The sequence below is a fragment of the Actinomycetospora sp. genome, from assembly GCF_055612215.1.
This window is the reverse complement of sequence record NZ_JBVPVA010000776.1, coordinates 1-18136: the sequence shown is the minus strand read 5'-3', so window position 1 is coordinate 18136 and position 18136 is coordinate 1. Positions and strand designations below refer to the sequence as shown.

The 18136-nt window shown below is 72.8% G+C and carries 17 protein-coding genes and 1 pseudogene; 3 read left to right on the top strand and 15 right to left on the bottom strand.

Features of this window, described 5'->3' with window-relative positions:
- Positions 1-414, top strand: a pseudogene (locus tag AC0CYZ_RS21280) (hypothetical protein); the annotation flags it as partial.
- A 5-nt stretch (positions 415-419) separates the two neighbouring features.
- Here the strand turns inward: AC0CYZ_RS21280 and AC0CYZ_RS21275 are convergent.
- The 5 genes from AC0CYZ_RS21275 to AC0CYZ_RS21255 are packed head-to-tail and all read right to left on the bottom strand — an operon-like array spanning position 420 to position 6685.
- Positions 420-1184 (bottom strand): maleylpyruvate isomerase family mycothiol-dependent enzyme, encoded by a 765-nt coding sequence (locus AC0CYZ_RS21275; RefSeq protein ID WP_472218981.1) that lies wholly within the window; start codon positions 1182-1184, stop codon positions 420-422.
- Between the two features lie 22 nt (positions 1185-1206).
- Positions 1207-1548: a Rieske (2Fe-2S) protein gene (locus tag AC0CYZ_RS21270; protein WP_472218978.1), complete on the bottom strand. Its 342-nt coding sequence runs from the start codon at positions 1546-1548 to the stop codon at positions 1207-1209.
- Positions 1545-4190 carry a nitrite reductase large subunit NirB gene (gene nirB, locus AC0CYZ_RS21265; protein ID WP_472218976.1) on the bottom strand — a complete coding sequence of 882 codons (2646 nt, stop codon included), beginning with the start codon at positions 4188-4190 and terminating at the stop codon, positions 1545-1547. The genes AC0CYZ_RS21270 and nirB overlap by 4 nt, the downstream gene beginning before the upstream one ends.
- Positions 4191-4538 carry a molybdopterin oxidoreductase gene (locus AC0CYZ_RS21260; RefSeq protein ID WP_472218974.1) on the bottom strand — a complete coding sequence of 116 codons (348 nt, stop codon included), beginning with the start codon at positions 4536-4538 and terminating at the stop codon, positions 4191-4193.
- Positions 4535-6685 carry a molybdopterin oxidoreductase family protein gene (locus AC0CYZ_RS21255; protein ID WP_472218972.1) on the bottom strand — a complete coding sequence of 717 codons (2151 nt, stop codon included), beginning with the start codon at positions 6683-6685 and terminating at the stop codon, positions 4535-4537. Before AC0CYZ_RS21255 ends, AC0CYZ_RS21260 begins: the two co-directional genes overlap by 4 nt.
- Positions 6686-7008: 323 nt before the next feature.
- On the opposite strand from AC0CYZ_RS21255, the gene AC0CYZ_RS21250 reads away from it, so the two are divergent.
- Together AC0CYZ_RS21250 and pntB are read left to right on the top strand one after the other, a co-directional pair.
- Entirely contained in the window at positions 7009-8559 is a 1551-nt protein-coding gene (locus tag AC0CYZ_RS21250; RefSeq protein ID WP_472218970.1) for a Re/Si-specific NAD(P)(+) transhydrogenase subunit alpha, read from the top strand.
- On the top strand, positions 8556-9959 hold the full coding sequence (pntB, locus tag AC0CYZ_RS21245; RefSeq protein WP_472218968.1) for a Re/Si-specific NAD(P)(+) transhydrogenase subunit beta: 1404 nt from the start codon (positions 8556-8558) through the stop codon (positions 9957-9959). Before AC0CYZ_RS21250 ends, pntB begins: the two co-directional genes overlap by 4 nt.
- 135 nt (positions 9960-10094) lie before the next feature.
- Here the strand turns inward: pntB and AC0CYZ_RS21240 are convergent, their stop codons facing one another.
- The 10 genes from AC0CYZ_RS21240 to AC0CYZ_RS21195 form a co-directional block, all read right to left on the bottom strand.
- Positions 10095-11120 (bottom strand): LLM class flavin-dependent oxidoreductase, encoded by a 1026-nt coding sequence (locus AC0CYZ_RS21240; RefSeq protein WP_472218966.1) that lies wholly within the window; start codon positions 11118-11120, stop codon positions 10095-10097.
- A gap of 78 nt (positions 11121-11198) precedes the next feature.
- Complete coding sequence (locus AC0CYZ_RS21235; protein ID WP_472218964.1) at positions 11199-11504, bottom strand: carboxymuconolactone decarboxylase family protein; 306 nt, start codon at positions 11502-11504, stop codon at positions 11199-11201.
- Positions 11505-11540: 36 nt separating this feature from the next.
- Positions 11541-11798, bottom strand: coding sequence for a hypothetical protein (locus AC0CYZ_RS21230; RefSeq protein WP_472218962.1), 258 nt, complete (start codon positions 11796-11798; stop codon positions 11541-11543).
- 75 nt (positions 11799-11873) lie between these two features.
- Positions 11874-12284, bottom strand: coding sequence for an ankyrin repeat domain-containing protein (locus AC0CYZ_RS21225; protein ID WP_472218960.1), 411 nt, complete (start codon positions 12282-12284; stop codon positions 11874-11876).
- A gap of 29 nt (positions 12285-12313) precedes the next feature.
- Positions 12314-12880 carry a hypothetical protein gene (locus AC0CYZ_RS21220; RefSeq protein ID WP_472218958.1) on the bottom strand — a complete coding sequence of 189 codons (567 nt, stop codon included), beginning with the start codon at positions 12878-12880 and terminating at the stop codon, positions 12314-12316.
- 183 nt (positions 12881-13063) lie between these two features.
- The gene (locus AC0CYZ_RS21215) at positions 13064-14287 is read right to left on the bottom strand and encodes an alkaline phosphatase family protein (protein WP_472218956.1); all 1224 of its coding nucleotides are present in this window, start codon (positions 14285-14287) and stop codon (positions 13064-13066) included.
- A 94-nt stretch (positions 14288-14381) separates the two neighbouring features.
- A complete protein-coding gene (locus AC0CYZ_RS21210; protein WP_472218954.1) occupies positions 14382-15038 on the bottom strand; it encodes a DedA family protein in 657 nt (218 codons plus the stop codon).
- A gap of 93 nt (positions 15039-15131) precedes the next feature.
- Complete coding sequence (mctP, locus tag AC0CYZ_RS21205; protein ID WP_472218952.1) at positions 15132-16793, bottom strand: monocarboxylate uptake permease MctP; 1662 nt, start codon at positions 16791-16793, stop codon at positions 15132-15134.
- Positions 16790-17098, bottom strand: a complete 309-nt coding sequence (locus AC0CYZ_RS21200; RefSeq protein WP_472218950.1) for a DUF3311 domain-containing protein — start codon at positions 17096-17098, stop codon at positions 16790-16792. The genes mctP and AC0CYZ_RS21200 overlap by 4 nt, the downstream gene beginning before the upstream one ends.
- Positions 17099-17271: 173 nt before the next feature.
- Positions 17272-18136, bottom strand: an 865-nt coding sequence (locus tag AC0CYZ_RS21195; protein WP_472218948.1) for a phosphoenolpyruvate carboxykinase domain-containing protein, incomplete at its 5' end; no start/stop codon positions are given.

Here is an 18136-nt window from a genome sequence, read left to right as displayed (position 1 = left end):
GTCCCGCACCGCCCGACCGTCGCCGGGGCGTCCCGCGCCCAGGCTCCCGACGACGTCCCGCACCGCCCGGCCGTCGCCGGTCCGGCCGCCCCCCGGCGCGGCGTCGCGCCCTGGGAGACCCCGCCGGTCGACGAGGCCTCGGCCCGGCTCGGGCTCGTCGCGATCGCGCTCGGGCTGGTCGGTGCGCTGGTCGCGCTCGCGCCGTGGTCCGGACTGCTGCCGCGGGTGCTGCCGGTGTCCACGCTGGGGATCACGCCGTTGTTCAACCTCGTCGGGGCGCTCCTCGGCGTCCTGGCCCTCGGGCTCGGCGCGGTGGCGATGTTCCGCGCCGTCGCGACCTCGCGGGGCCTGCTCGCCGGCGTCGTCGGCGCGTGTGCGGGGGCGGCGGCGATCGTGGTCGGCCTCGTCGTCTGAGCGTCCTACAACGCCGAGACGCGCAACCAGTCCGTCAGTACGCCCGCGTCCCCGAGCACCTCGACGCTGCCCAGCCCGTCGCCGGTGTCCTCGGGCGGCCGCCGGTTGGTGAGCACCGCGAAGAGCGCCGCCGCCGGGCCGCGCACGGCCACGTCGGCCTTCGTGTGGCCCGCGACCACCTCCACGCCGGACGGTGTCCGCGTCACCAGCCACTCGCACGACGGTTCGTCGGTCGCGTGCACGTGGATCGTCTGGCCGGAGCCCGCGAGGTCCGCCTGCCGCGTCCCGTAGGTGTCCAGCAGCCCGAGCGACTCCGCGAGCCCGTCCGCCGCCAGCGCGGGCGTCACCCCGGCCCACGGCGCGAACCCGACCGTCACCTCCGCGTCGTAGCGGTGCACGAGCGTCTCGTGGAGCATCCGCCGCTCCCACCACGACGCCGGGGCGGGACCGAAGAAGCCGGCCACGAGCCGGTCCGGGCCGGCGTCGCGCAGCGCCGCCGCCACCGCCGCACCGCCGGCCAGCAACCACGTCGCGACCTCGTCACGCGCCCGGGGCGGCTCCCCGTCGGGCGCGTCCTCGGGACGCATCAGCCGCTCCGCGCCCGAGGTCACGGTCGCGGCGACCCGGCGGTGGACCCGGCCGAGGTGGCGCGCGAGGTCGCGCAGCGACCAGTCCGGGCAGGTCGGCACCGGCCGCGACAGGTCGCCCGCCGCCTCACCGCTCGCGGCGTCGGCGAACGCGGTCACCTGGAGCATCAGGGCGTCACTCACGACGCCGAGCCTGCCCCACCCGTCAGCCTCCCGGCGCGTCCAGGCTGACGACGAGCTCGCCGTCCTCCTCCGAGGCGGTGTAGGCGGGCACGTCGGCGACGCCCCCGCCGGACACGCACTCCCCGGAGGCGAGCCGGAACTGGTGGTTGTGCAGCGGGCACATCACCACCTCGGCGTCGGTCAGCCCGTCCGCGAGCGGGCCGCCCCGGTGCGGGCAGATCGCGCGCAGCGCGTGCAGTCCGCCCGCCCGCGTGCGGAACACCGCCACGGGTTCGTCGCCGACGAGGAACGCCCGGCCCTCGCCCACCGGGATCTGGTCGACCGGCCCGAGCCGGGCCGTCACGGCTTCCTCGGTGGTGCTCACCGCAGCGACTCCTCCCGGTCGAGGGACTCCGCACGGATCGGCACCTGCGGCAGCGGGATCAGCGGCAGCGCGTCGTGGAACTGCCCCGGGGTCTTCTCCTGCTGGTCGGTCGACCAGGGGTCGGAGTACCGGTCGACCGACTCCTGCATCCGCCGGTCGAGATCCGCCGCGATGCCTTCGGTGTCGTCCACGATCACGCCGATGAGGTAGTCCAGCCCCATCCGCGGCACGAAGTCGTAGGTGCGCTCCAGCCAGTTCGCGTTCTCGCGGTAGTACTGCAGGAAGCGCCCGGTGATCGTCATGGCCTCGTCGTGCGAGTCGACGGTCGCCAGGACGTCGCCCTTGCGGATCGTCGCGCCCGCGGCGCCCCCGACGTAGATCTGCCACTGGTCGCCCTCGACGGCGACGAGGCCCACGTCCTTGACCATCGACTCCGCGCAGTTGCGGGGGCACCCGGACACGGCGAGCTTCATCTTCGCCGGGCCCTCGATGCCCTTGAAGCGTTCCTCGATGTCGACGCCGAGCTTCGTCGAGTCGCCGAGCCCGAAACGGCAGAAGTCGGTGCCGACGCAGGTCTTCACCGTCCGGAAGCTCTTCCCGTACGCCCAGCCCGAGGGCATGTCGAGGTCGGCCCAGACCTCCTGGAGCTTCTCCTTGGGCACGCCGAGCAGGTCGATCCGCTGCCCGCCGGTCAGCTTGATCAGCGGGATGTCGTGCTTCTCGGCGACGTCGGCGATGCGGCGCAGCTGGGCCGCGTCGGTGACCCCGCCCGACATCCGCGGCACCACCGAGAAGGTCCCGTCGCGCTGGATGTTCCCGTGCACGCGGTCGTTGATGTAGCGCCCGTCGCGCTCGTCCACCCAGCCGTCCGGCCACATCATCCGCAGCAGCGCCGTGAGGCCCATCTTCGAGCCGACGTGCTCGCGGCCCTCCGGCGCCAGCGCGGCGAACACAGCTGAGACCGACGTCAGCTCCTGCTCCCGGATCGCCGCCATGAGCGCCGGCTTGTCCATCGGGATGCCCGGCACGTAGTACGAGTCGGCCGGGTCCTCCCCGCCCACGCCGCCCAACGCGGCCTCGACGATCTCCTTCACCAGGCCCTTGCACGAGCCGCAGCCCTTGCCGGCGCGCGTCGCGGCCATGCACGCCGACACCGACTCGGCGCCGTCGTGCACGCACCCCACGAGGTCGCCCTTGGAGACGCCGTTGCAGTTGCAGACCTGGGTGTCGTCGGGCAGGTCGGCCGCCGACGAGGCGTCGTCGCCGCTGCCCAGGTCGAACAGCAGCTTGACCCGCTCCTCGGGCAGCGCGGAGCGGCTGTCGAACGCCTGGGTCAGCGACGCGGCCTTGGAGATGTCGCCGACGAGCGTCGCCCCGATCAAGGTCCCGTCCCGGATGACCACGGTCTGGTAGACGCCGCGCCCGGTCTCGGAGAACTGCACGAACTCGTCGGAGTCGCGCTCGGGGATCTTGACGCCCATCTGCGCGACGTCGACGCCGGCCACCTTGAGCTTCGTCGCGAGCCGGGAGCCGTGGTACTCGGCGTCGGGGTTCGCGCCGGTCACGACGTCGGCGAGCACCCCGGCCTGCTCCCACAGCGGCCCGACGACGCCGTAGACCTCACCGCGGTGCTGTGCGCACTCGCCGACGACGAAGATGTCGTCGTCGTCGACCGAGCGCATCGTGTCGTCGACGACGATGGCCCGCTGGGTCTCCAGCCCGGACAGCATCGCCAGCCCGATGTTCGGGCGGATGCCCGCGGTGACCACGACGGTGTCGCACTCGAGCGTCGACCCGTCGGTGAACCGCACACCGGAGACGGCCCCGTCCTCGGTGAGGATCTCGTTGGTCTTCACCCCGAGGTGCATGTGCATGCCCATGTCCTCGAGCTTCGAGCGCAGCACCTTCGACGCCTCGGCCTCGAGCTGCTGGTTCATCAGCACCTCGGTGGGGTGCACGACGTGCACGGCCAGCCCGTGGGTCTGCAGCCCGGCCGCGGCCTCGAGCCCGAGCAGCCCGCCGCCGATGACGACGGCGGTCTTCCTCCCCTTGACGTGCCGCAGCATGCTCGTCGCGTCCTCGAGACTGCGGAACCCGAACACCCCCGGGGTCAGCTCGGTGTTGCTGGCCCACATGCCGTCCATGGGCGGGAAGAACGACCGACTGCCGGTCGCGAGGATCAGCGTGTCGTACGGCGTCACCGACCCGTCGTCGCCGTAGACGACCTTGGAGTGCCGGTCGATGCGCACGATCCGCACGCCGACGTGCAGCGTGATGTCGTTCTCGGAGTACCAGCTGCGCGGGTTGAGGAAGATCTCGTCCTCGTCGTCGAACCCGTCGCCGTCGGGGGCGTCGCCCGACTCGGCCAGCGCCTCCGACGCCGCTTCGTCCGGCGTCGTCTCGTTCGAGGCCCCGTTCCCGGCGGCGGCATCGGCGAGGACCTCGGAGAGCAGGATCCGGTTGTAGTTGCCGTAGGGCTCGTCCCCGAACACCGTGATCGCGAACGTCTCGCCCCCGCCGCGGGCGAGGATCTCCTCCAGGGCGCGCGCCCCGGACATCCCGTTCCCGACGACGACGAGCTTCGCGCGCGTGTCGTCCGGGGTCCCGGCCTGCCGGGGCGTGCCGTCGGCGAGCGCCGTCACTCAGACCTCCACCAGACCGCAGTCGACGACGAGGGTGCCGGTGGTCCCGGCGGGCGCGGAGAAGTGCACCTCGACCGTGCTGCCCGCGAGCAGGTCCTCGACGACGCGCAGCGAGACGTGCATGTCCTCCTTGGCGCCGACCGGCAGCCATCGGGAGGGCGCGCCGTCGAAGACGAGCACGACGGTGGCGAGCTCGTCGGAGGAGTTGCCGGCGCGGACGTAGAGCACCTGACCGGTCACGCCCTCGGGGACGGTGTAGGTGAGCGACGGGTGCAGCAGGGCGGGCTTGTCCAGTCCCTGGCCCTCGAACGCGAACGCGCCCTGCAGGAACCGTGGTGTGGTCATCATGCGGGGGTGTCCTCCGGTGCCGTGGTGGTGGGATCGGTCGCGGTGCCCGTGGGGCTCAGGGCCACCGCGCAGGTCTTGAACTCCGGCATCCGCGATGCGGGGTCGAGGGCCGGGTTGGTCAGGTCGTTGATCGTCGCGGCGCCCGACCAGTGGAAGGGCGCGAAGACGGTGTCGGGGCGGATCGACGAGGTCAGGTGCACCCGCATCCGGGCCTCGCCGCGGCGGGTGCGCAGGTGGAGGTCGCCGCCCTCGGCGACCCCGAGTCGGGCGGCCAGGTCGGGGTGGACCTCGACGACCGGCTCCGGCTCGGCGTCGAGGAGCGCCTTGGTCCGGCGGGTCTGGGTGCCCGACTGGTAGTGCGCGCGGGTCCGGCCGGTGGTCAGCCGGTAGGGGTACTCGTCGTCGGGGACCTCGGCGGCGTCGCGGTGGTGCACGACGTGGAAGCGGGCACGGCCGTCGGGGGTGGCGAAGCCGTCGCGGAAGAGTCGCGGCGTGCCGGGGTGCGCCTCGTCGGGGCACGGCCAGAACACCCCGCGCTCGGCCTCGATGCGCTCCCAGGTGATGCCCGCGTAGTCGGCCTTCCCGCCCGCGCTGGCCCGGCGGAGCTCACCGAACACGGTCGCGGGGTCGGCGTCGAAGGACGCGCCGCGCCCCAGGCGGCCGGCGAGGTCGGCGAGGACCTCGAGGTCGCTGCGCACGCCGTCGGGGACCTCGACGGCCCGGCGCCGCCGCAGCACCCGGCCCTCGACGTTCGTCATCGTCCCGTCCTCCTCGGCCCACTGGGTGCAGGGCAGGACGACGTCGGCCATCGCGGCCGTCTCGGAGAGGAAGACGTCGGAGACGACGAGGAAGTCCAGGGCGCGCAGGCGCTCGCGCACGTGCGCCGTGTTCGGGGCGGACACGACGACGTTGGACGCCATCACCATCAGCGCCCGGACCCCGCCGTCGGTGCCGAGGCGGTCGAGCATCTCGTAGGCCGAGAACCCGGGCTGCGGGAGCTCGTCGGGGTCGATGCCCCACACGCCGGCGACGTGCTCGCGGGCGGCCGGGTCCGACAGCGCCCGGTAGCCGGGCAGCTGGTCGGCCTTCTGGCCGTGCTCGCGCCCGCCCTGGCCGTTGCCCTGGCCGGTCATGGTGGCCCAGCCGGACCAGGGCCGGCCGGGGAGCCCGAGGGCCAGGGCCAGGTTGATCCAGGCCAGCGCCGTGTCCGAGCCCTTGCTGTGCTGCTCGGCACCGCGCCCCGAGAGGATCATCGTGGCGCGCGACTCGGCGAGCAGGCGCACCGCGCGCTCCTGCACGCGTACCGGCACGCCGGTGATCCGCTCGACCCGGTCCGGCCAGTACTGGCGCACCGCCCGGCGGACCGCGGGCCAGCCGTTCGTGCGCTCGGCGATGTAGGCGGTGTCGACGAGACGGTGCTTGATCGCGAGGTTGAGCAGGCCGTTGGCGAGGGCCAGGTCGGTCCCGGGGACCGGCTGGAGGTGGACGTCGGCCGCGGCGGCGCTCGCGGTGTAGCGCGGGTCCACGACGACGTGGGTGGCCCCGCGCTCGCGCCCGGCGGCGAACCAGCGCATCGCCGGGGGCATGACGTCGGCCGGGTTGGACCCGACGAGCAGCACGGTGTCGGCGCGGGCGATGTCGGCGAGGGGGAACGGCATCCCGCGGTCGATCCCGAAGGCGCGCATCCCCGCGTTCGCCGCCGAGGACATGCAGAAGCGGCCGTTGTAGTCGATCGAGGCGCTGCGCAGCGCGACCCGCACGAACTTCCCGGCCTGGTAGGCCTTCTCGTTGGTCATCCCGCCGCCGCCGAAGAGCCCCGCGGCGTCGCGTCCGTACCGCTCCTGGGCGTCGGCGAGCGCGGTGGCGACCCGGTCGAGCGCCTCGTCCCACGTCGCCTCGCGGAACGGCTCGTCGCGCCCGTCGCGCACCAGCGGGGTGGTCAGCCGGTCGGGGTGGGTGAGCAGCTCCGCGGCACTGAGCCCCTTCTCGCAGAGCCCGCCGCGGTTCGTCGGGAAGTTGACGCCCTCGACGTCGTACCCGCCGCCCTCGGAGTCCGCCCGCACGCCCACCGTCATCCCGCACTGCAGCGAGCAGTACGGGCAGTGGGTGGCGACCGGTCCGGTCGACCCGACGACTGGGAGGGACACGGGCCCCACGTTGCGTGGGGCCTGTTTCGGGGACGTGACACGAGCGCTACACCTGCGGGTGCATGCATGAGGTGCCGCCACCGCGCCACCCGTGAGTGACCTGGATCTCGTTTGCCTGCTGCGGCTTCTGATCGTGCGGCGCACGTCATCTCGATCGTTCAGTCTGGGTAGAAGAGGCGTGGATCACACTTCGGCCGTCCGGCACCGTCTAGCCTCCGCCGGACGGCCGCGGGGGATTCCGTGGTCGCAGGAGACCCTGTCGCTCCGGTGAGGACGACCTGTCCCGCCCGACCGGCCGGGCCGGACGAGATTGGGGCGCGACGGTGCGCATCGGTGTCCCCCGGGAGTCCCGGGACCGCGAGACGCGGGTGGCGGCGACCCCCACGACGGTGGCGGGGCTGGCCAAGCTCGGCTGGACGGTGGTGATCGAGCCGGGGGCGGGGGAGCGGTCGTCGTTCCCCGACGACGCCTACGCCGAGGCGGGGGCCGAGCTCGGCGACCCGTGGGGCGCCGAGGTCGTGTTCGCGATCAACACCCCGGACCCCGAGGACCTGGCCCGGCTGCAGGAGGGCGCGACGCTGATCTGCCGTGTCGCGCCGGCCCAGAACTCCGAGCTGGTCGAGGACCTCGCCGGCCGCGGCATCACGGTGCTCGCCACCGACGCGGTCCCGCGCATCTCGCGGGCCCAGTCGCTGGACGTGCTGTCCTCGATGGCCAACATCGCGGGCTACCGCGCAGTCGTCGAGGCGGCCAACCACTTCGGCCGCTTCATGACCGGTCAGATCACCGCGGCCGGGAAGGTCCCGCCGGCGAAGGTCCTGGTGGCGGGCGCCGGCGTGGCCGGCCTCGCCGCGATCGGCGCCGCGTCCAGCCTCGGGGCGATCGTCCGCGCCACCGACCCCCGGCCCGAGGTCGCCGACCAGGTGGCCTCCCTCGGCGGGGAGTACCTCGAGGTCGTCGTCGAGGGCGAGGAGGCCGAGAAGTCGTCCGATGGCTACGCGAAGGCGACCTCGGAGGCCTACGACCGGCGGGCCGCGGAGATCTACAGCGAGCAGGCCGCCGAGGTCGACATCGTCATCACGACGGCCCTGATCCCCGGGAAGTCCGCGCCGCGCCTGCTCACCGCCGACGACGTCGCGGCCATGAAGCCCGGCAGCGTCATCGTGGACATGGCCGCGGGCAGCGGCGGCAACGTCGAGGGCTCGAAGCCCGACGAGGTCGTCGTCACCGACCACGGCGTGACGATCCTCGGCGACACCGACCTCGCGACGAAGCTGCCCACCCAGGCGAGCCAGCTCTACGGGCAGAACCTGGTCAACCTGATGAAGCTGCTGACCCCGGAGAAGGACGGTGAGCTCGTCCTCGACCTCGAGGACACCGTGCTGCGCGGGATGACCGTGGCCCACGACGGCGAGGTCATGTGGCCGCCGCCGCCGGTGGAGGTCTCGGCCGCCCCGGCCGCCTCGGAGGCGAAGGAGCCGGAACCCGAACCGGAGCCGAAGGAACCCCGGTCACCGGCCTGGCGGTACGGGGCCATCGCGGTGGGCCTCGCGCTGCTGTTCGTGGCGACGGCGTTCGCGCCGCCCGAGCTCGCCGTCAACCTCACGGTGTTCGTCCTCGCCGTGGTGATCGGCTACTACGTCATCGGCAAGGTGCACCACGCGCTCCACACGCCGCTGATGTCGGTGACCAACGCGATCTCCGGGATCGTCATCGTCGGGGCGCTGGTGCAGTTCGGGAAGCACAGCCTCGTCGTGTCGATCCTCGCGGGCGTCGCGATCGTGCTGGCGAGCATCAACATCGTCGGCGGCTTCGCGGTGACCCGCCGCATGCTCTCCATGTTCACCACGGACCCGAAGGCGGCGGCGCGATGAACCCCCAGACCGCGGCGACCGCCGCCTACATCGTCGCCGCGCTGCTCGTCGTCATGAGCCTCGCGGGTCTGTCCAAGCACGAGACCGCGAAGGCCGGCGTCGTCTACGGCATCGCCGGGATCGGCGTCGCGCTCGTGGCGACCGTCGTGCTCGTGGCCCAGTCGATCACCGCCGGGGCGGTCGGGCTGCTGATCGGCGGATTCGTCATCGGCGGCGCGATCGGGCTGTGGCGGGCCCGCGTGGTCGAGATGACCGGCATGCCCGAGCTCATCGCCCTGCTGCACTCGTTCGTCGGTCTCGCCGCGGTGCTCGTGGGCTGGAACGGCTACCTCGAGGTCGAGGCCGTCGGACCGGCGCAGACCGAGGTGCCGCCGGAGCTGCTCGGGATCCACTCGGTCGAGGTCGGCGTCGGGGTGTTCATCGGCGCGGTGACCTTCACGGGCTCGATCGTGGCGTTCGGGAAGCTCTCGGGGCGGATGAAGTCGCGGCCGCTGTCGCTCCCGGGCAAGAACGTGCTGAACCTCGGCGCGCTGGTCGCCTTCGCCGGCCTGACCGTGGCGTTCACGATCTCGCCCTCGATCGGCGTGATCATCGCCTTGACCGCGGTGGCCCTCGCCCTCGGCTGGCACCTGGTCGCCTCGATCGGCGGCGGCGACATGCCGGTCGTGGTCTCGATGCTCAACAGCTACTCGGGCTGGGCCGCGGCGGCGTCGGGCTTCCTGCTCGACAACACGCTGCTGATCGTCACCGGTGCCCTCGTCGGGTCGTCCGGTGCCTACCTCTCCTACATCATGTGCCAGGCGATGAACCGTTCGTTCATCGCCGTGATCGCCGGCGGGTTCGGCGTGGAGTCGGGCACCTCGGCGGACGTCGAGGGCGAGCACCACGAGGTCCAGGCCGAGGAGGTCGCCGAGATGCTGCGGCAGGCCACGTCGGTGATCATCACCCCCGGGTACGGCATGGCGGTCGCGCAGGCGCAGTACCCGGTCGCCGACCTGACCAGCAAGCTGCGGGACAAGGGCGTCGACGTGCGCTTCGGCATCCACCCGGTGGCCGGGCGCCTCCCGGGCCACATGAACGTGCTGCTCGCCGAGGCGAAGGTCCCCTACGACATCGTCCTGGAGATGGACGAGATCAACGACGACTTCCCCGAGACCTCGGTCGTCCTGGTCATCGGCGCCAACGACACCGTGAACCCGGCCGCCGAGGAGGACCCGAGCAGCCCGATCGCCGGGATGCCGGTGCTGCGGGTGTGGGAGGCGGAGAACGTCGTGGTGTTCAAGCGCTCCATGGCGGTCGGCTACGCAGGCGTGCAGAACCCGCTGTTCTTCAAGGAGGCCACCTCGATGATCTTCGGCGACGCGAAGCAGCGGGTGGAGGACATCATCTCGGCGCTCTAGGTGCCTCCGGCTCGTGAGCACTTTCGGTCGTTGTCGCGACCGAAAGTGCTCACAAGCCCGCGATACTCCGGCGGCTCGCGGTCCTCGGACGTGGCGTCTGTGAGCACTTTCGGTCGCGACAACGTCCGAAAGTGCTCACGTGCGCGCCAGCGCACCCGCACCGAGGGCCTCGGCGACCAGCTGCACCGACTGCCGGCGCTCGCCCGCGTCGTGGATCGCCGTCGTGATCATGAGCTCGTCGGCGTCGGCCTCGCGGGCCTTGCGCAGCAGGTCCTCGGCGACCTCCTCCGGGGTGCCGATCGAGACCTTGCTCGCCATGCCCTGCGCGATCTGCTCCTCCGCGGCGCTCCACGTGTGGGCGGCGGCCTCCTCGGGGCTGGGCAGCGGGCCGGGGACGCCGGTGCGCAGGCGGGCCATCGACAGCGCGTTGGCGCGGCCGAGGAGCTGGGCGCGCTCGGCGTCGGGGTGGGAGATCGCCGCCGCGCCGAGGATGACGTGCGGCTCCTGGGCCCCGGAGCCCTCGCTCGGGCGGAAATTCTGCCGGTAGATGCGGGTGGCCTCCCCGGCGTCCGCGCCGCCGAAGTGCCCGGCGTAGGCGAACCCGGTGCCGAACAGCGCTGCGGCCTGGGCGCCGTAGTAGCTGGAGCCGAGGATCCACACCGGCGGCAGCGGGACGTCGTCGGGCAGGGCGACGATGCCGCGGAACGGGTGGTCGGCCTCGAACCCGTCGACGTAGCCGCGCAGCTCCGCGAACTGGTCGGGGAAGTCGTCGGCGGTGAGCGCCTGGTGGGAGCGGCGGAGCGCGATCGCGGTCCGCGGGTCGGTCCCGGGTGCGCGGCCGAGGCCGAGGTCGATCCGGTCGGGGAAGAGCCCGGCCAGCGCGCGGAACGTCTCGGCGACCTTGAGCGGGCTGTGGTTGGGCAGCATGATCCCGCCCGACCCGACGCGGATGGTGCTCGTCGCGGACGCGACCGCGGAGATCATCACCTCGGGGCTCGAGCTCGTCACGCTCGCGATGTTGTGGTGCTCGGCGAGCCAGAAGCGTCGGTAGCCGGCCGCCTCGGCGGTGCGCGCGAGCTCGACGGTGTCGTGCAGGGCCTGCGAGGCGGGCGCTCCGGACGGGATCGGCGAGAGGTCCAGGATCGAGATCGGGATGCCCATACGGGTTGCAACGCCGCGCGGCCGGAGCGTCATTCCGTCCCGGTGGGCGCCGGACCTCGGCGCCCACCGGACGGGCCGTCAGTCCTCGGGTGCCGGCGGGATCCTCACGGCGCAGGCGTTGGTCGCCTCGTCCGTGACCTCGTCGAGGTCCGTCCGCACGGTGGCGTGGAACCGGCTGATCAGCTGATCCAGTCCCACGGTGAAGGAGATCTCCATGATCTGCTGCGTGTCGAAATGGGCCTCGAGCTTCTTGTAGATCTCATCGGTGATCGGCTGCATCCAGGTGGACGCCCGTGCGAACCCGATGATCGCTGCCTCGGCGGGCGAGAACATGCCCTCCGGGAGCGGGTCGTCGAGGAGGTGCGACATCTCCTCGTCGGTCAACCCCGATGCTCGACCGAGCACCACGTGGGTCGGCGTTCAATAGAAGCAGTTGTTCGCCACCGCACTGGTCAGGTACGGCAGCTCCCGCATGCGCGCGGTGGGCAGCGAGTTCTCGAAGTACACCGTCCCGGCCAGGGCGAAGAACTGCTCCATGGCCTTCGGGTGGTTCGCGAGCGCCCGGTGGACGTTGAGCAGCCCGACGTCGGGCTGGGCGTCGCGGGCGCCCTCGAGGAGCGCCCTGGCGTGCGGGTCGAGGCCGGGATCGTCGGGGTCGGGCAGGGGGATGCGGGCCACGGGGCCACCTTCCGGTCGGATCAGCTGACCCGTCCGATGCTCGGGAAGGTGTGTTGCGACCAGGTTGTGTGCGATTTACATCGGGGGCGCGAGGACGACGAGCAGGTCCTCCCGGCCGAACACGCGGGCGGCGTCGACGGCGGTCGGGTGACCGGCGAGCGGGTCGGCGCCGGCCGCCACGAGCGCGCGCACGACGTCGTCCTCACCCTTGAACACCGCCCCGGCCAGGGGGGACTGGCCGCGGTCGTTGAGCCGCTCCACGTCGGCGCCGCGCGCGACGAGCGCCCGGACCGCGTCCGCGTGCCCGTGGTAGGCCGCGAGCATGACGAGCGTGTCCCCGGCGTCGTTCGTGAGGTTCACCGGCACGCCCGCGTCGACGTAGGCGGCCAGGGTCGCGGCGTCGCCGTCGCGGGCCAGGTCGAAGAGCCGCCCGGCGAGCTCGGTGACGTCGGCCGGCGGCTCGTCGGGTGTGGGTCCGTCGCTCACGACGAGCAGGGTAGGGCCCGCGCGCCGGCTCAGCGGCTCAGCGGCGCCGCGATGTCGGGGTCCGGGGTGGGCTCGGGGGTGTCCTCGTCGTCCCCGCCGCGACCCCAGCCGCAGTACGGGCACCAGGGCTCGATCCGCCGGTGCACCACCGTCAGCGCCATCGTGACCAGCGGGAGCACCAGGACGAGGTCGCCCCAGCCCGGCCGGATCATCAGGCCCGCCACGACGCCCACGGCCGCGACGACCACGAGCAGCGCGACCCCCGACGCCGTCGTGGCCGAGTGGAACAGCCGCAGCCAAGGGCGGCGGGTCTCGACGACGCGGGCCGGGTCGGCCGGGCTCTCGGCGATGCAGCGCAGGCACAGCCGGTCGTCGTGGGCGAGCGTGAACAGCTGCACGACGATGAACACGACGACGGCGCCCAGCGACACCATGCTGCTCTCGCGCGCGTCGGAGAAGCCGGCCGCGATGGCCACCGCGATGAGCGGACCCCCCAGCAGGAGCGGGTGGTGCGCGACGGCGGAGCGGAGGCGGACGAGGCGGGAGGGCTCGTGCGCGTCGTGCGCGGGCGGGACCTGGTGGCCGTGCCGGGTCATGCACACCCCCTCCTCGCGGTCGCACCGCGAGACGTCGTGAAGGAAGCGTATGGGGCGATACCGCGCGATGCGACCGGCCGGGCCGGATCCGCCCCCTCGGCGCAGCGAACGGTGGCCGGTGTGCGGGGGGAGCGGGGTGATCCGTCCCGGATGTCCGGTGCCGGTCCGCCACTCACCCGGGGATCACCCGCGGGCGACGAGCAGCGGCACGAGCTGCTCGGCCCGCGTGAGCGACCCGTGGTGTCCGACGAGCGCGGTCTCCCGCGGCTCGATGCGCGACCGGACGAGCGTCCACTGGCCCCGCGCGGCCGCCACGACCTCGCCGATGCGCCCGCGCGCGGTGTCGGACACCGTCGGGCCGAACCAGCCGGCCGCGACCGCCTCGTCGCGCCCGAGCACCCAGGCCCGGTCGCCGAGCTCGCCGCGCCAGGCGTCCAGCACGTCCCCGGCCGCGCCCGGCGCCGCGTGCACGTGCCGCACGCGGGTCTCCCCGGCGAGCCGGCGCACCCCGGAGAGCAGGGCGGGCGTGGTGTCGATGTCGACCTGCCAGCCGCGGTCGGTGGCGACCATCCCGTGGTCGGCCACCACGAGCAGGACCGTGCCCGGGCGCAGGCACTCCGCGATCGCGGCGACGAGCCGGTCGACGATCTGCAGCTGCATCCGCCACGGCAGGCTGCCGGGCCCGTGCTCGTGGCCGATCATGTCGAGGTCGCCGTGGTAGGCGTAGCAGAGCGCACGCTCCTCCGGCTCCACCGCGAGGCCGTGCAGGAACTCGGCGGCGAGGTCGCCGAGCGCCGAGACGCCGTGGAAGCGCCCGCCCCGCAGCGCGGCGCGGGTCAGCCCGGAGCGGCGCTGCACCTCCGGGGCGACCCGGCTCACCGCGACCCCGGCCCGCAACGCCCGCTGCAGCACCGTCGGCTCCGGCTGCACCTGCTCGGGCGGGAGGTCGGTCAGCAGGTCGACCGGGTCGGCGGCGCCGTGGGCGCACCAGCGCAGCGTGTTGAGGACGAGGTCGGCGTCGGCGCCCGGGTCCTGCGGCGGCGGGACCGCCATCGAGTAGCCCTCGATGCCGTGCACGCCCGGGGTCAGGCCGGTCCCGAGGGAGGTGATGCTGACCGCCGTCGTCGCGGGGAAGCACGCCGTCAGCCCCCGGGAGTGCGGGGAGGCGGCGAGCTCGGTGAGCGCGGGCGCGTCGTGGGGGTGCGCCGCGAGCAGCTCGGCGCCCAGCCCGTCGACGAGCAGCACCCCGGCCGCGGTGACGTCCCCGCGGTGCCGGGCGACCCCGAGGGTGTCGACGAACCCGTCGACGTCGAGCGCCGCCGCGGCCGAGGGCAGCACCTCCGCGAGCGTGCCGTGGCCGTAGGCCGGGAGGAACGGCTCGTCAGCCGTGATCCCGCGCTCGATCATGGCGGGAGATCGTAGGCGCCCGGCGTCGGGACGAGCCCCCGGAGCCCGATGTCCGACCCGTGTCCCGACGACGAGGGCCCGACCGGATCCCGTCTCAGCGCTCGGAGGCGTTCTCCGTGGGTTCCGGCGCGGGGCCTGCGGAGGGCCCGCTGCGCCGCCGGCGCCGTACCTCGCGGACGGCGATCACGGCGGCGACCAGGACGACGACCGGGACCGGTCCCCACGCGAGGTAGCGCGCCACCTGGTGCAGGCTCGCGGCGAAGACGTAGCCCAGCAGGACGCAGGTGCCGCCCCAGACGATGCCGCCGACCGCGTTCCACGGGAGGAACGTGCGCAGGTAGGGCATGCGCGCCATACCGGCGAGGCCGGGGACCAGGGCGCGGAGCAGCGCGGTGCCCCGCCCCAGGAGCACCGCCTTCCCACCGTGACGGTGGAGGAAGTCCTCACCCGCCTCCCAGCGGCGTGGACCGACGAAGCGTCCGAGCCGCGATCCCTGCAGCCGGGGTCCGATCGCGCGCCCGACCTCGTAGCCGACCGAGTCGCCCGCGATGGCACACACGATCGCGACGATGACCATCGGGACGAGGGAGATGACTCCCTCGTGGGCCGCGAACCCCGCGACGAGCAGAGCCGTCTCCCCGGGCAGCACCACGCCGACCATGATCGCCGCCTCGGCGAAGGCGAGCCCGCCCGCGATCACGTACAGCCAGGCGCCGACGCTCTCGCCGATCGCGCGCAGGAAGTCGAGCACGGGTCCATGGTGCCCGCTGCGGCCGGCGCGCGGACGAGCACCGTCCCGCATCCGGCCCTCGTCAGGGCGCCACCGGAGTCGACGCGTGGACCGCTAGACGCTGGAGACGGTCTCCGGCGTGGTCGACTCGGGGACGTCGGTCGCGTGGTAGTCGTCGCCCCGCGTCGCGTCGCTGCCCTCGTCGACCCCGGTCGCCCGCAGCACGAGCGTGACGACCACGGCGACGACGAGGTTGAGGACCAGCGCCACGAAGCCGACGTAGATCTGCACCTTGGACCCGTGCCACGGCGCCCAGCCGAAGAACGACAGCTTGTCCAGCGCGAGGGCCGAACCGCCGAAGTGCTGCTTGCCGTTGGCCGGGTTGGGGATCAGGAAGAGCAGGTACATCCCCCACGCCATGCCGGCGGCCCACCCGGCGATCAGCGCCCAGCGGTGGAACCAGCGGGTGTAGAGACCGATCGCCACCGCCGGCAGCGTCATCAGGATGATCACGCCGCCGATGAGCTGGAGATCGATGGCGAACTGCGGGTCGACGGCGACGATGAACAGCACGGCGCCCACTTTGACCACCAGCGAGGCGTACTTCGCCTGGCGGGCCTCGTCACGCGCGGTGGCGCCGGGGCGCAGGTACTCCTTGTAGACGTTGCGGGTCCAGAGGTTCGCCGCGGCGATCGACATGATCGCCGCGGGCACGAGCGCGCCGATCCCGATGGCGGCGAAGGCGATGCCCGCGAACCAGGGCGGGAACTGGGTACCGAACAGGACCGGGACGATCGTGTTGGAGTCCGCGCGTCCGGTGGAGCCGTTGACCAGCGGCTTCACCCCGGCGGCGATCGCCACGTAGCCGAGCAGCGCGATCAGGGCCAGCAGGAACGAGTACGCCGGCAGGGCGGCCATGTTGCGCCGGATCGTGCCGCGGCTCTTGCTCGAGAGCACCCCGGTCACCGAGTGCGGGTAGAGGAACAGCGCCAGCGCGCTGCCGAGCGCGAGCGTGGCGTACTGGAGCTGGTTGTTCGCGGTCAGCAGGATCGAGCCCGACGGCTGCCCGGTGGAGGGCGAGGGCTGGGAGAGCTTCGCCTGGCTCGCGCTGAAGATCGGGCCCCAGCCGCCGAGCTTGAGCGGCAGGTAGATGATCGCGACGATGATGACGAGGTAGATCAGCAGGTCCTTGACCACCGCGATCAGGGCCGGTGCCCGCAGGCCGGACTGATAGGTGTACGCCGCGAGCACGACGAAGGCGACGAACAGCGGCGCGTGGCCCCAGAACCCGCTCCCGTTGAGGCCGATCGTGCGCAGCACTGCCTCGAGACCGGCCAGCTGCAGGGCGATGTACGGCATCGTCGCCACGATCCCCGTGAGCGCGATCAGCAGCGCCAGCAGCGGGGAGCCGAAACGGGCCCGCACGAAGTCGGCCGGGGTCACGTAGCCGTGCACCCTCGAGACCGACCACAGACGCAGCAACGGCAGCAGCACCAACGGGAACGCGATGATCGTGTAGGGGACCGCGAAGTAGCCCAGCGCGCCGGAGGAGAAGAGCAGTGCCGGGACCGCGACGAAGGTGTAGGCGGTGTAGAGGTCGCCGCCCAGCAGGAACCAGGTGACCCACGAGCCGAACTTCCGCCCACCCAGGCCCCACTCGTCGAGGTGCTCGATGTCCGTGGCGCGTCGCCACCGGCTGGCCAGGAAGCCCAGGACCGCGACGCCCGCGAAGAGCACCACGAAGATGACGAGCTCGACGACCTGGGAGGAGCTCATCGCCGGCCCTCCTCGGTGGCGTCGCGGGTGAGCAGGTGGACCGCGAGCGTGCAGAGCACACCGACGGGGATGATCGCGAGCTGGAACCAGTAGAAGAACGGCATCCCGCCCAGCGTGGGGTTCTGCTGGTTGAACAGGAACGGCAGGATCGTGACCAGGGGGACGAGCACCAGGAGGTTCACCCAGCGGAACCGCAGGTCGGTCCAGCCGGTGGCCGGGTGCGACTCCGCGTCGTGACTCTCCCCCGGCGCCGACGACGCGTCCCTCGGCCCCGTGGGCTGATCGGGTGGCGGGGCTGACGTCATCGTCGACCTCCTCGTCATCACACGGTCACGGAGAGCTGCGTCAGCCTAGTCCTCGTGTCACGCGCGCGTGAAGTGATCGGTCGGCCGAGGCGGTCGGCCGCCGACAACGCGCGAACGGCCCGTTCGTCACCCGCGACGGTGACGAACGGGCCGTTCCTGCGGACCGAGTGCGACTAGCGGGCGTCCAGCCGCTGGCGCAGCGCCTCGAACTCGTCGCGCATCGACGTGGGCAGCGAGTCGCCGATCTTGTCGAACCACTCCTGGATGAGCGGCAGCTCCTCGCGCCACTCGTCCGCGTCGAAGCGCAGCGAGGCCTCGATGTCCTCGAGCGGCTCGGTGAGCCCCTCGAGGTCGATCTGGTCGGCCGACGGGATGTGCCCGATCGGGGTCTCGGTCGCCGCCGCCTTGCCCTCGAGCCGCTCGATGATCCACTTCAGCACGCGGCTGTTCTCGCCGAACCCGGGCCACAGGAAGCGGTTGTCCTCGCCGCGGCGGAACCAGTTGACGTAGAAGATCTTCGGCAGCTTGGTGGCGTCGGCGTTCTTGCCGAGGTTCACCCAGTGCTGGAAGTAGTCGCCGACGTTGTAGCCCAGGAAGGGCAGCATCGCCATCGGGTCCCGACGGACCTGCCCCTTGCCGCCCTTGGCCGCCGCCGTCATCTCGCTCGACATCGTGGCGCCCATGAAGGTGCCGTGCTGCCAGTCGAAGGACTCCGTGACCAGCGGGACCGTCGTCTTGCGGCGGCCGCCGAAGAGGATCGCCGAGATCGGCACGCCCTGCGGGTCGTCCCACTCGGGGGCGACGACGGGGCACTGGGAGATCGGCACGGTGTAGCGCGAGTTCGGGTGCGCGGCCGGCTTGGCCGACCCCGGCGTCCAGTCCGCCCCGGTCCACGAGGTGAGGTGCTCGGGGTCGCCCTCCAGGCCCTCCCACCAGACGTCGCCGTCGTCGGTGAGCGCGACGTTGGTGAACAGCGCGTTGCCGTGCTCGATGGTGCGCATGGCGTTGGGGTTGGTCTTCCAGTTGGTGCCCGGGGCG